13 protein-coding genes are annotated in these 12,072 nt (G+C 46.6%); 8 read left to right on the plus strand and 5 right to left on the minus strand.

Going from position 1 to position 12,072, the window contains the following annotated elements; all coding sequences use genetic code 11:
* Positions 1 to 3: 3 nt before the first annotated feature.
* The 6 genes from hisB to ACJMM9_RS13255 all read left to right on the plus strand — a co-directional run bounded on the left by hisB (position 4) and on the right by ACJMM9_RS13255 (position 5,538).
* Positions 4 to 588, plus strand: coding sequence for an imidazoleglycerol-phosphate dehydratase HisB (gene hisB / locus ACJMM9_RS13230; protein ID WP_173354424.1), 585 nt, complete (start codon positions 4 to 6; stop codon positions 586 to 588).
* A gap of 283 nt (positions 589 to 871) precedes the next feature.
* On the plus strand, positions 872 to 1,552 hold the full coding sequence (locus ACJMM9_RS13235; RefSeq protein WP_405327838.1) for a hypothetical protein: 681 nt from the start codon (positions 872 to 874) through the stop codon (positions 1,550 to 1,552).
* 188 nt (positions 1,553 to 1,740) lie between these two features.
* Positions 1,741 to 2,793, plus strand: a complete 1,053-nt coding sequence (locus ACJMM9_RS13240; RefSeq protein WP_405327841.1) for a hypothetical protein — start codon at positions 1,741 to 1,743, stop codon at positions 2,791 to 2,793.
* Between the two features lie 175 nt (positions 2,794 to 2,968).
* On the plus strand, positions 2,969 to 3,793 hold the full coding sequence (locus ACJMM9_RS13245) for a TIGR02147 family protein (protein WP_405327843.1): 825 nt from the start codon (positions 2,969 to 2,971) through the stop codon (positions 3,791 to 3,793).
* Positions 3,790 to 4,749 carry a hypothetical protein gene (locus ACJMM9_RS13250; RefSeq protein ID WP_405327846.1) on the plus strand — a complete coding sequence of 320 codons (960 nt, stop codon included), beginning with the start codon at positions 3,790 to 3,792 and terminating at the stop codon, positions 4,747 to 4,749. Before ACJMM9_RS13245 ends, ACJMM9_RS13250 begins: the two co-directional genes overlap by 4 nt.
* A 30-nt stretch (positions 4,750 to 4,779) precedes the next feature.
* Positions 4,780 to 5,538 (plus strand): outer membrane beta-barrel protein, encoded by a 759-nt coding sequence (locus tag ACJMM9_RS13255; RefSeq protein WP_405327849.1) that lies wholly within the window; start codon positions 4,780 to 4,782, stop codon positions 5,536 to 5,538.
* Positions 5,539 to 5,590: 52 nt separating this feature from the next.
* Here ACJMM9_RS13255 and ACJMM9_RS13260 read toward each other — a convergent pair whose 3' ends face one another.
* A complete protein-coding gene (locus ACJMM9_RS13260; protein ID WP_405327851.1) occupies positions 5,591 to 6,559 on the minus strand; it encodes a KamA family radical SAM protein in 969 nt (322 codons plus the stop codon).
* 41 nt (positions 6,560 to 6,600) lie between these two features.
* Here ACJMM9_RS13260 and efp point away from each other — a divergent pair, with 41 nt between their 5' ends.
* Positions 6,601 to 7,185 (plus strand): elongation factor P, encoded by a 585-nt coding sequence (gene efp, locus ACJMM9_RS13265; protein WP_072827029.1) that lies wholly within the window; start codon positions 6,601 to 6,603, stop codon positions 7,183 to 7,185.
* A gap of 118 nt (positions 7,186 to 7,303) precedes the next feature.
* On the opposite strand, the gene ACJMM9_RS13270 is transcribed toward efp, so the two are convergent.
* Entirely contained in the window at positions 7,304 to 8,113 is an 810-nt protein-coding gene (locus tag ACJMM9_RS13270) for a hypothetical protein (protein WP_405327854.1), read from the minus strand.
* 200 nt (positions 8,114 to 8,313) lie between these two features.
* Here ACJMM9_RS13270 and ACJMM9_RS13275 point away from each other — a divergent pair, with 200 nt between their 5' ends.
* Positions 8,314 to 9,882: a sialate O-acetylesterase gene (locus ACJMM9_RS13275; RefSeq protein ID WP_405327857.1), complete on the plus strand. Its 1,569-nt coding sequence runs from the start codon at positions 8,314 to 8,316 to the stop codon at positions 9,880 to 9,882.
* On the opposite strand, the gene ACJMM9_RS13280 is transcribed toward ACJMM9_RS13275, so the two are convergent.
* Genes ACJMM9_RS13280 through ACJMM9_RS13290 form a run of 3 tightly spaced genes read right to left on the minus strand, consistent with a single transcriptional unit; the run spans position 9,883 to position 12,041 of the window.
* Positions 9,883 to 10,590 carry a hypothetical protein gene (locus ACJMM9_RS13280; protein ID WP_405327860.1) on the minus strand — a complete coding sequence of 236 codons (708 nt, stop codon included), beginning with the start codon at positions 10,588 to 10,590 and terminating at the stop codon, positions 9,883 to 9,885. It lies immediately after the preceding gene.
* Positions 10,591 to 10,596: 6 nt separating this feature from the next.
* Positions 10,597 to 11,583, minus strand: a complete 987-nt coding sequence (locus tag ACJMM9_RS13285; protein WP_405327862.1) for a hypothetical protein — start codon at positions 11,581 to 11,583, stop codon at positions 10,597 to 10,599.
* 2 nt (positions 11,584 to 11,585) lie between these two features.
* The gene (locus ACJMM9_RS13290) at positions 11,586 to 12,041 is read right to left on the minus strand and encodes a hypothetical protein (protein WP_141099219.1); all 456 of its coding nucleotides are present in this window, start codon (positions 12,039 to 12,041) and stop codon (positions 11,586 to 11,588) included.
* Between the last annotated feature and the right edge of the window lie 31 nt (positions 12,042 to 12,072).

A 12,072-nucleotide genomic window follows, 5' to 3' on the forward strand; every position in this document is an offset into this window, starting at 1 on the left:
AAGATGCGTTCTTCTAAGATTTCTCGCAAGACGAGTGAAACCGATATTCAACTTTTCTTGAACCTGGACGATTGCTCCAGAGGCAAGATCAGCTCGGGTTCGGGCTTCTTGGATCATATGCTTAACTTGTTCCAAGTCCACGGAGGATTCCACCTCGATTTGACCTGCAAGGGCGATACCGAAGTCGATATGCACCACAGCATGGAAGACATCGCCATTGTGCTTGGCCAGGCGCTCGTTGAATGCCTCGGCGACAAGAAGGGTATCGAACGTTACGGCTTTTACTTTGTTCCGATGGACGAAGCCTTGAGCCGCGTGTGCATCGACTTTAGCAACCGCATCGGCTTTGTGTGGAACGTGAATTTGCCCGCAGCAACCGCAGGCGGAATCGAAGCCAGCATGTTCGAGCACTTCTTCAAGAGCCTCTGCGAAAACGCTCGCATGAACTTGCATGTGGAACTTTTCTACGGCAAGGATAATCACCACTGCCTGGAATCCATCTTCAAGGCATTCGCCCGCGCCGTCGCCATGGCTGTAGCTCCTTCCCGCAATGTGAAGGGCGTCCCCAGCAGCAAAGGCGTGCTGTAAGCTCCTCGAGACTCGCCGCAGTCGAGAACTGCTGCGGAAAAATGCGCGAGAATCGCCGAAATTGTCATGCCCGCCTCCGAGCGGGCATCGTCTTTATATTGTCATGCCGGACACCGATCCGGCATCGCCATTTACAAAATGCGGAACAAATGTTCCGCATTTTGTGTTGTAATAGTTCTGTTGTAAGAAATAAAAAGTATTTATTTGTAACGAGTTAGTTGGAATTACAAATAAAAATACTATGATTTGGATGTGATTTGTTGCTTGTAATAGAAAGTGAAATATGAAGAAAATTAGAGATTTTTTTGCGGAATTATTGCTTATTTCTGTAATAATTGTTTGTATTGTATGTTGCATTGGAATGTGTTATAAATATTGTACGGAGTTTTTGCATATGGATCCTAATATGATTGCTGCAATCTCAACTGCTATCGCGACAATTGCTGTTATCGTTTTTGGTTGTTTTGGTGATAGAATAAAAGAATTTTTTTCAGAAAAACCGAACATAGCTTTTTTGCGTGTGGAAAAGATTCCACAAAATGTTCAAAATTGTCGAGCTTATGAAATTTATCGACTTGTATTCAAAAATGATTCTAGAAAAACGGTAAAAAAAATATTTGTAAAAGTTGTAGAAATTAAAGGGGCTTATGGAACTTCCCGTAAAATTGTTCCTGCTCCATTTAAATGGACTCATTTAGATTGTGTTTATCGTGATGTTGCTTCTGGACAATGTGTTTATTTGGACTTTATAGAGTCCTCAGTGGATATGGTAAATCATCTTTCTACCAGATTTGTTTTACCTCATTTGAATCAAAATCCACACATGACGTATATTAGGGGGAATTGCTCTGTGAAAATTAAATGTTATGGTGATAATATAGAAGCGAGCGAAATTAATTTGAAGATTGATTATACTAGTAATGGGCCAGGGGCGTTGCCGAGTATTAATGTGGAAAAGGTATAGTTTTTACCGAATCCCCCCCCTCCACATCTTGTAACTTTTTCCAAGGCGGAACTCCGGTTTCGCCTTTTTCTGTAAAAAATTGACTATTGTGTAAGAAAATTAACGTAAATTTTTGTTAATATTCCCCCTTTGATATTTCAAGAAAAAATTTATGTTTCGCGTCGTATGGGTGATATCGCGAGGTCGATATGAAGGTAATTTCTACGACGTTGAAATTAGCGTGTTGTCCGTTGTCTTATCATGATATTGCATGGGTCAAGAGCGATGCAAAGTTATTGAATGCAGTCAGCGAAGCTCATGTGTATATGGTCGCTAAGAAGTCGCGCCTTTATTTTGGCAATTTGAAATTTTCTGGCCATAAGATAGAATTTGATCTTGTCGGCGTTCATGGGCGTTTAAGTGTATCGATCCCTACAAAAGAGCCTATTTTCAAGACGAGCGCGAAAAAAACGCTTGTTTTAGATGCCGGTGATAAAGAATCGCACATTCTTGCAAATAACGAAGTCGTCCCCAAAGCTCATCGATTGAAGATTTATGAGGTCGATTCTGATCTGTTTAAAAAGATGAGCGCTAAAGACTTGAAAAAATGTCTGAATGAGGACTCTTTTGTCACTTGGCTTACGCCTGAAAAAATTTTGTACCTCTATTTGAGCAAGCAACTCCATATTCCGAACTTTGATAAGTCCAAGGAATTCTTTTGGGATTACGAGGTGATGTTCATTGGGATGGTGACGAACGGATGTATGAAGGCTCGTCACGGGCATCACGAGTCGATTCTGGATTTGCTGGAATCTGAAATTGAGGATTATGAGGACATTCGTGATGACGTTGTTTTGCTGTTCTTTGATGTCCTGGAACGCGATAATAGCCTTCTGATCGGTAATTCTGTTTCGATAAATGAATTCCAATCTCCGCTGATGGGAAGAAATTTCCCGTCTGTCGAATTGCTTTCGCTAGAAACCGAGCGCGTCTTTATTGAAAAGTTCAAGCCCAAGTACAATGCGGCCCTGTTTCATTCAGACCTTGCATGTAATGGTGATTCCGAATTCGCCAAAATCGATGTTGCTGATTTTTCTGTTGACGATTGCATTACCCTTATGTTCAAGGGGATGGATTGGCTGGGCGGCCCAAAGGGGAACTGCCTTGTCTATAGCAAAAACGAAGAATTGAATGTGATGCCGCCGGCTGTTTTTGATGATTTCCTGGAAAGGAAATTTATCGAATCTGTGCTTGCGTGTTAGTGTTCGGTAGAAACGCTTTGTTCTCTCATGAAACAGATTGTTTCATATGGTAAAGTGAAAATTTTAAAATAGCGCTTTTAAACGTTGTTTTTGTAAAATTTTACGCAATTTTGTTTTGTGTGTGTTGCTTTTTTAGGATGGATTATTTATTTTAGCTTTAGAAAAGCGAATAAATATGAAATCCGTTTTTGAATACAGAGATTATCGCGCGTACATGCAGGATTTTTACGAATGCCGTAAAAAGACTTCTGCGTTTACGTGGCGCAGATTTGCGATGCTTGCGGGTTTTTCGTCGTCCGGTTTTTTGAAACTTGTTTGTGACGGCAAAACGCGGCTTTCAAAAATTGGTGTTGAAAAAGTCTTGCCTGCAATGAATTTGTCTGGTACGCAGGCGGATTATTTCCGTGAAATGGTTACGTTCTGTGATTCTTCGAATCCGGATCTGCGCCAGGCTTCTTTTGAAAAGATGATGCAGATTGCGCAAGGGAATAAAATTGAATTTTTGGAATCCAAGTCCTTTGCGTATTTTTCGTCGTGGGTGAATCCGGCTCTCAGGGAACTTGCTCCGATTATGAAAGGCGCTACTCCGCTTGAAATGGGGCATGCGCTTGTTCCGCCGATCCCTGCCGCCGATGCTCGGAAATCTTTAGAGCTTCAGGAATCGCTTGGCCTTTTGAAAAAGGATGAATGCGGAAATTACGTGCAGACAAGTGTGGGCATTTCGAGTTCTCGCGAAGTTGTTTCTGCAACGGTTGTCAATATGCAAAAGCAATATGCGAATCTTGCGTCCAATGCTTTGAGCCGGTTCTCGCGAAGGGAACGGCATATTTCTGGGGTGACTATGGGGCTTGATAAGGAGGCCTACGAACGCCTTGCCGAAGAACTGGACGCTTTCCGTAAAAAAGTGGCGAGCATTGTTTCTAACGTAAAAAAATACGATTGTGTTTATCGTATGAATTTGCAACTGTTCCCGTTGAGTAAAAAAGTGGGGGATAAATGAAAACTGTAGATTTTATTCGAAATTTCTTTGCCGTAGGCTGTACTTGTATGGCTTTTATTGCCGGTTGTGCAGGGTTTACCGATGATTCGAATACGACTGGTATGGTCGATGAAGATAATTCACTGGAAAATGCTTTTGCGATGAGCCGTGTGGTGGGGAAGGGCAAGGTGCTGGTTAATGAATCTCAGGATTCTATAACGTTTGTAACTGAAATTTTTGGAGGCTGCTTTAAGCGCGATGGATCGCTTTTCTATGATCCTGACTATTATTTTGCAGATACAAATCACTATGCTTATAACTTCCGCAATGATACATTGCAACTTTCTTTCATTTACGAAGATCAAACAACAAAAGAACTTGAGACGTTTCAGTACGTTGGCGGAACCTCTGGCGTGTTAGAGGGAACTTGGCGTCTGCTGCCGTGCTTTTATATCGATGGTGTCTATGGCTGTAACAATGACGCTTACGATAAGTTTTTTAAGCTCGTTGGCAATAAAGTTGAATTCCGTGCAGGCGACCCAGCTAACTATGATTATATGAACTCGGATTTTGTGGGTGATATATTCCGGTTCTTGAACGGTAATAACACCATTATGTTCGAAGATGTTTTTTATTCACGTATTAACAATAGTCCTGAAAAATACGGAATTACAGTTCAAGAAAAAACGAATAGGAGCATGAAGTTTACGCATGAAGGTCATTCGTTTGACTTGAAACTGGACTATGCTCGTTATAGCGATAGCGTGGCTGTAACGCTCTCGTCTAATGGAACAATATGCGCTGGCTATTATAGCAAGAAGAATGATGTCTCGCCTGAATTATGCCGTGAAGAAAATGCGCCTTATCTGGATTTTCTCGCAAAAGATTCGGATTCAGATGCACATGCGTTGCAATATAAAAAGGACAATATTTCTGAATTTGAAAAATGCATTGAAAGCATTATCGGGCGTGAATAAAATTACTGTAAACCGAGTTAGGAAGAAAATATGTTGTTTGAAAAAATGATGAAGGTTGCCGCTGTCGTTCTGTTGCTAGCCGGTGGGGCCGAATCGGCTGCTGCGACTGACAGACCTTTGCGATTGGGAACTCACTTGAATCTGAGTAAGGTTAACGAAATTACCGATGCACCCTGGGGCGTTTATGCGGACGGCGTCGGGTCCGGCGTAACACTTTCGTTTGATGCGCTGTACCAGCTTTCGAACCGCTTTGCGCTGCATCCATCAATCGGGCTAGACTACCGCTATTTTGTTTCGGATGATCAACAAGTGGGTGTTAGCTGCGATGGATGCACAGAATCTTTGTGGAAAGGTGATAATAAGGACTATCTGCTTTATTTGGAAATTCCCGTGATGGCGCAGTTCCAGATTCCAGAAATAATTTATTTCGAGGCGGGGCCGGTTTTTGACTTTTTGCTTATGCGAAAAAGTGAATTCTATATCCCGAAAGAACATCGGCCGGACAAATGCCATGACGACCGCTTTTTCGGAGCAGGCTTATCTGTAGGTCTCGGACACGAATTTTCTTTTGGCCTCTTTGTCGATGTGCACTTGTCATATCAACTGACCGATGTCGTGACGGTCAATAAAACTTGTGGCAGCTACACCGTTTCTGGATGGAATAGCCGTACAGACAATGCGACGGGTATCGAATCCGTTGAAAAGGAATTCGAATATATCGACGAAGGTATGGTCGGTTCGTATTACCTATTCAACAAAATCCAGCTTGGCGTAGGCTACTGGTTCTAAATGAAATCGTCATCCTGAGGACTGAAAGGACGAAGGTCTCAGTTAAGTCTTGTTACACCGGCGTCTTGCTCTTTTCGCCGGCGATTTCTCGAACGAGCTTGGGCACTTGATAGCCGGGGAGCTTCGTGCGGATCTGCGCGATGAGTTCTCGGGCGCGTTCGTCGCTGACTTCAAAATGGGCGACGCCTTTTGCGTGGTCGAGCTGGTGCAGGTAGTAGGGGAGTACGCCTTGCTCGAATAGCCTGCGGCTCAAGCGTTCAAGCGTTGTTGCATCGTCGTTCACGCCTTTTAAAAGAACGCTCTGGTTCAAGAGTGTCCAACCGCTGAATTTAAGTTGTGCGAAAACGGCGGCGGATTCTTCGTCTAGTTCGTCGGGGTGGTTTACGTGCACCACGAGCACACAATTGAATCGTGCGGGGAGTTCTCGCAAAAGTTCAAAATGCTGCATCACGAGGTCCGGTCGCATAATCGGGAGTCTCGTGTGGATGCGGAGCGTCGTGACAGACGGGTGGAATGCGATTGCTTCCACGAGGTCGCGGAACGGTCCCGGGCCAAGCGAGAGCGGGTCTCCGCCCGAGAGGATGACTTCCCAGATGCTCGTATGGACATCCAGCCAGTTCGAAACTTCACTCGCGATATTCTGCGTGTCCTGGAAGGGGTAGTTGCGCCTGAAGCAGAACCTACAGCGCACACCGCAGGCAGAAGTCGAAACGATGAGGGCGCGGTTGTCGTACTTTTGCAAGATGCATTCGGACTTGCCGGCGGGGAGGTCCCCGACGGGGTCATCGACAAAGCCTGGGGCTTCCTTGAGTTCGTCCTTGCTTGGGAGAACCTCGCGTAGCAGTTTGACGGACTCGGCCGAATTCTTGATGAGGTCGGCGTAGTGCTTGGAACAGTTGAATGCGAACGTGGGCTCTTGGTCGAGGTTTGCGCGCATTTCGCTTGTCAAACCTGTAAAATCTTTGCCCAAATAGTCTAAAAATTCAGAAATATGCGTGAAAGTTTTAACAGAATTGTTCATTATATTGCTAAATTTAGAATCAAAAACCAAAAGAGGATAATATGGGTACTGTAAGCACCAACGAATTCCGTAAAAAATTGAAAATCATGGTTGATGGTCAGCCGTATGAAATCATCGAAAACCAGTTTGTGAAGCCGGGTAAGGGTCAGGCTTTCAACCGCGTTCGTATCAAGAACTTGGTGACTGGCCGTACTCTCGAACGCACCTGGAAGAGCGGTGATACGGTGGAAGAAGCTGATGTGACCTACACCGAAATGACCTACCTCTACAACGACGGTTCTACTTGGTACTTCCTCAACAGCGAAACTCAGGAAACTGAAGAAATCTCCAAGGAAGCTCTCAATGGCTGCGAAGTTTGGCTCCTCGATGGCGCTACTGTCGAAGTCACTTGGTGGAAGGATCCGAAGACGATGGCTACACTTCCGATCGAAGTTATCCCGCCGACCTTCGTTGACTTGATGATCGTTGACGCTCCTCCGGCAGTTCAAGGCAACACCAGCGGTAACGTGATGCGTGAAGCTACTCTCGAAACTGGCGCTAAGGTGATGATTCCGCTCTTCATCGAAAACAACACCAAGATCCGCGTCGATACCCGCGACGGTTCTTACCTCGAACGCGCAAAGTAATCTATTTTGCGTCATCCTGACGCCGAAAGGCGGAAGGATCCAGTGATTTTTTTTAAGCCTCGTCCAAAGCGACGGGGCTAATTTTTTTTGCTAATTGCAGATGATGTGTGCGACACTTTTAGAGTGCAATCTTAATGGCTAAGTTGAAATTGTGGCTTGTAGTAATGTCATTGTGTTCGTCGTCAGAATCATGTCTGCCGAAAGAATAGCTGAAAGCTGGGCCTACTCTCCAACGATTATCAATCCAGAAGCTGTAACCTACTTCAAAACGGATAAAGGTATTGTCGAAGATTTCTAAATCAGGATCGGCTGAGCGGTATGTGTAGCCAAAGCTTTCGTTGTCGTCTTGTGCCCTTTCGACGGCGCCGCCAACGCAAAGCCCTAAATACAGGCCGTAAAGAGCGCTTTCCTTGTTTTGAAATGGATAAACTTCAGCACCGAGTCCTAAAAGACCTCTAAAGCTCACGGCGTCAATTTCCTCTTTATCTTGCTTTGGGTAGGGGCCTTCGTATTTGCCTGTGCCAATTCCGATTCCAAGTGCTCCATAAACGGAGACTATGTTAGCGAAGTAATGACCAAACCGTATTTCGGCATAAGGAAAAGATAGTCCGCTGAATTTTTGTACAGATTTGCCGCTTCTGTTGTTTACAGAATAGTTTAGCGACGTGTAACCGAATGCAACTTCCGCTGAAAAATAGCATCCGAGATAGACGTGCTTGTTGATTATCTGTTGTTTTTTTTCTTCGGTTAACGCCATGCTGCTGTCGGCGTCTTCGGGTTGTTTTTGCTCGATTTTTTGAACAGTGGATGAATCAATTTTCCCTTCACCGGCTTGTGCGCTTTCAACATATGCTCCCATATCCCAGGCACTGGCGTTCGATGCAAAGAGGAATATAAAAAGCGAGGTCGCAAAAAGTCTTTTTGTCATAAGATTTGATAAAAAATTTCCGAGAATATTAACTTTGTAAAAAATACATTTTTTTACCCATTCCTATCTCTACTGCCTGCTTCTTACTGCGACGAAATCGCATAGACAAAGTGTCTATAGAATTTTTTAGGGTGGGGGAGCGCTTTATTGCATTTCTGTATAATTTATAGTTGTTGTTTAACCCAAAGGGATATATGGGAATGTTTAATAAGCTTTCTGGTTTTGCGTCCGTGGCATGCGTTGCTGCTGGCTTTGTGTTGTTTGGTGCTGCTCCTTCCGAGGCTGCTCCAGATCCGAATTTCCACATCTACATTGCGTATGGGCAGTCCAACATGGGCGGCACTGCCGATGCCCAGAGCGCGGACAAGGTCGAAAATTCGCGCTTCAAGATTTTTGCGACGCAAAAGTGCTCGGGCAAGGGGCGCAACACGCTTGGTGACGTTTACCCGGCGGTGCCATCGCTCTTTAACTGCGGCAACACGATTTCCGTGGCGGACTGGTTTGGGCGCACGATGGCGGACAGCATGCCTGATGTGACCATCGGGATTATCCCGGTGGCCGTGGGCGGCGCAAGCATCAAGCTCTTTGACCAGGACCAGTACAAAAATTACCTCTCGACGGCAGAATCCTGGCTCCAGAACTACGCGAAGGAATACGCAAGCGACGGTAACGTGACGAAGACGATTATCGACATCGCGAAAAAGGCGCAAGAAAAGGGCGTCATCAAGGGATTCATTTTCCACCAGGGTGAAACCGACGGCGGTTATTCCGACTGGCCGAAGATCGTGAAGAAAACTCGCGACGATATTCTCAAGGCGCTTGACATGAGTTCTGATACGGTGCCGTTTGTGGCAGGCGAACTCTTGCGCGAAGGCTGCTGCTATTCCGACCGCGTGTCGAAACTCCCGAATACGATGGACAACACGTATTACGCCTCGTCCGAGGGCTTGGGCGGTAACGGCGTGGACCGCTACCATTTCAATCACGATGCCTACGTGGAATTCGGCAAGCGCTATGCGGCGCAGATGCTCAAGGCGGTGAACCGCAAGCCCGTGGAACCTGTTCCGCAGAAGCCGTTTGGCAAGGTGGAAGGCGATAGCGTTGTCGCCGGCGAGCCTGCAAAAATCCCGGGCAAGATCGAGGCGGAAAATTACGACATCACGGGCATTGGCACTGGAAATGCTTCGTTCTCGGACAACGATTCCGAAAACAGGGGCGGCGAGTACCGCAAGGACGGCGTCGATATTTATACAGGTGGCGACAACTACGCTATTGGCTACACGCAGGAAGGCGAGTGGCTGGAATACACCGTGAATGTTGAAGATGCTGGCGCGTATGGCGTCAGCGTCAATTATGCTTCGGGTTCAGAATCGTCGGGATTGAGTTTGCTCTTGGATGACAAGGAACTTATTCCGGCGAGAACGCTTTCCAAGACGGGCGAGGACTGGAGCGTGTATAAAACAGAAAATCTGGGAAATTTTGATTTGGAAGCCGGAAAGCACGTTCTGAAAATTCTGATTACGGGCAACTACGTGAATATCGATTGGCTTGAGTTCTTCCATGAATATGTTTCGGTTCGCCCGAAGTTTACGTCAAGCCGAGCGCCTGCCTCCTACGATGTGTTTGATATGCTCGGGGCGCATGTGGGTCGCGTCGATGCTTTGAACGTTCAGGACGCTTCGCAGAAAGTCCGCGCACTCGCGAAGACAAACGGCACGTATCTCGTGAAATCCCGTAACAGCTCCGCGACTATACGCGTGATGAAGTAATTAGTGGGCGACTCTTACTGAAATGCCAATGGTGTGTGTGACACAGGATGCTTTTTCGTTGATTCCTGCGCTATTGTACGAGGATGTCTCGTCTTTGAGTTCAAGGGATCCGTACATGTAGTTCAATGCTACGCCGAGACTCCAGCGTGTGTCAATCCACCATTCCTTACCCAATTCAAAACGGTAAAAGATGTTGGCAAATCCGTCGAAGTCGCCATCGTTTTCGTCGATGGTGTATTTTACGCCGTCAATCACGAAACCCAGGGAGAATCCTAAGAATAGACCGTAAAGAGGATTCTCCTGATTTTGAACGGGATAAAACTCTGCGCCTCCGCCTACAAGGAATTTGACGTCCAGACCGGTGGCCTCGACTTGGCTGTTGTTGTCTGGATGAACATTGTAGGACTTGTCCACGGCATCAAAATTTCCAATCCCGAATCCAAGCCCGAGGGATCCGTATAAGGAGAAAATGTTGGCGGTAGTCCTGCCGAATCGCAATTCGGCATAGGGGTGCATGGCGCCATTAAATTTGTGCGTCTTTTCGTTGTAGCCTTCGTCCTGAATGCTCAACTCGTAGTTGCGCAGGTACGTATATCCGAAGGTTAGACTTGTTGAAAAGAAAAGCCCTCTATGAAATTTGCCGTTGGCATACTGGGCGAATGCGCTTGACGCGAGTAAGAGTAGTATTGCGAGGATCTTTTTTTTCATAAAAAATTATTGGGGTTGTTTTTTAAGAGCTTTTCTGAAAACATTCGCGACTTCGTCCGGGTTGTCGCTTTTGAGCCAGCTCAATGTTTCTGTGCCTCGGTAGCTCCAGGCGAAGATGTTCTTGATGCCTGCGGCTCGGCTTTCTTCGACGGCGATGGCGAGGTCGTTTTCGCGTCCTGCTTCAATCTGGTAAGCCTTGATCCACATCTGTACGGATTTTGCGTAACGGGATGCGACTTCTACGAGTTTGTTTGCGGTCTCGCGGTATTTTTCGCGGACCCATTCTTCGCTTGCTCCGCGCTCCCAGTACGGATCGCTTGCGATTTCATCGACGGCATCGAGGCTTGCGACGCGGCTCCAGTCATCGAGGCCTGCGGGAAACCACGGCGGGAGCATGCAAACGCAGTTGCGCTTGCCGCGCGCTTTGACATCTCGGGTCATCTCGTCCAGAAATTCAATTAGGCTTTCTTCGCGGAACTGCTTTACGTCTTCCGTAAGCTCGGCGGGCATTTCGTAGCCGTACTTTGTACGGAATTTTTCGCGGCATTTTTTGCAACGGCAGCTCCAGTTTTGAAGCCCGCCTTTTTCAAAGTAAAAGTGTGGCTCGTCCCAGAAGATCGTCGAGACTTTCGTGTCGCATACGGCTGCAATCCACTTGTGCATGTACGCGCGGAACTCCGGGTGGTTCGGGCATGCGGCCACTTTCGGTTTCCCGTCGAGGGCGACCTGGCACATGTCGTGGTTCCTTGCGGTGAGTTCCGAATAAGCTTCACCGCCAAACACGCGGCCTACGCCCCACGGGTTCACATAAACAGAAAGACCCATGGCGGCAGACTCGTCTACAATCTGCTTCATGGTGTCGTAATAATATTGCAGGTCCTCTTCGCTCCATGTGTGGAGAATGGCGTTGAACCCCGCTTCTTTTATGTGTGCAACGTCCATGAGCGCAAGCTTCGGTGAGCGCACTCCAAAATAGCTAACGCCTTTAATCACGTTTAAAAACCTCTATAGCTCTTGTGTTTGGTCCACTTTGCCCATTGCGGACAACCGTTCTTGTGCAGAACATTTTCAAGCGTGGCGTACCATTCTTCTTCGCTGACTGGGCGTCTGATCCAGAAGGTGCTATCGTCTCTTGAATCTTCGGGGAGCGGCATGTCGTCTGGGATGATCTCGATAATCCAGGATTCCGGGATGCCGTTGTGGAGTTCCTTGCTGAAAGCCAGGTTCTTCTCGGTGGCGTGGTCGGCATGGTCAAAGATGATGAGCGATGGCGACTGACCGATGATGAGTGCAGATTCCAGAAGGCTCTGGGCGCTTTCGATGGAATTGCAAGTATAGAGGGTGGAATCTTCTGCCATGTTGCCATGTTCCAAAAGCCAGCGGAATGTCCACTGGTTGAGCTTGTCCAAGCTGCCTGGCGATGATGGCGTTATGAAAAATATGTGTCCCACGCCTTAAGTATAGAAAGTTTATTGTTAAATT

Source organism: Fibrobacter sp. (genome assembly GCF_045112255.1).
Lineage (GTDB): Bacteria > Fibrobacterota > Fibrobacteria > Fibrobacterales > Fibrobacteraceae > Fibrobacter.

Excerpts from the sequence above, each read along its gene's own strand:
- ACJMM9_RS13250 (WP_405327846.1), top strand. The coding sequence starts at position 3,790 with ATGAAAACTGTAGATTTTATTCGAAATTTCTTTGCCGTAGGCTGTACT.
- hisB (WP_173354424.1), top strand. The coding sequence starts at position 4 with ATGCGTTCTTCTAAGATTTCTCGCAAGACGAGTGAAACCGATATTCAA.
- ACJMM9_RS13235 (WP_405327838.1), top strand. The coding sequence starts at position 872 with ATGAAGAAAATTAGAGATTTTTTTGCGGAATTATTGCTTATTTCTGTA.
- efp (WP_072827029.1), top strand. The coding sequence starts at position 6,601 with ATGGGTACTGTAAGCACCAACGAATTCCGTAAAAAATTGAAAATCATG.
- ACJMM9_RS13255 (WP_405327849.1), top strand. The coding sequence starts at position 4,780 with ATGTTGTTTGAAAAAATGATGAAGGTTGCCGCTGTCGTTCTGTTGCTA.
- ACJMM9_RS13270 (WP_405327854.1), bottom strand. The coding sequence starts at position 8,113 with ATGACAAAAAGACTTTTTGCGACCTCGCTTTTTATATTCCTCTTTGCA.
- ACJMM9_RS13240 (WP_405327841.1), top strand. The coding sequence starts at position 1,741 with ATGAAGGTAATTTCTACGACGTTGAAATTAGCGTGTTGTCCGTTGTCT.
- ACJMM9_RS13260 (WP_405327851.1), bottom strand. The coding sequence starts at position 6,559 with ATGAACAATTCTGTTAAAACTTTCACGCATATTTCTGAATTTTTAGAC.
- ACJMM9_RS13275 (WP_405327857.1), top strand. The coding sequence starts at position 8,314 with ATGTTTAATAAGCTTTCTGGTTTTGCGTCCGTGGCATGCGTTGCTGCT.
- ACJMM9_RS13280 (WP_405327860.1), bottom strand. The coding sequence starts at position 10,590 with ATGAAAAAAAAGATCCTCGCAATACTACTCTTACTCGCGTCAAGCGCA.
- ACJMM9_RS13245 (WP_405327843.1), top strand. The coding sequence starts at position 2,969 with ATGAAATCCGTTTTTGAATACAGAGATTATCGCGCGTACATGCAGGAT.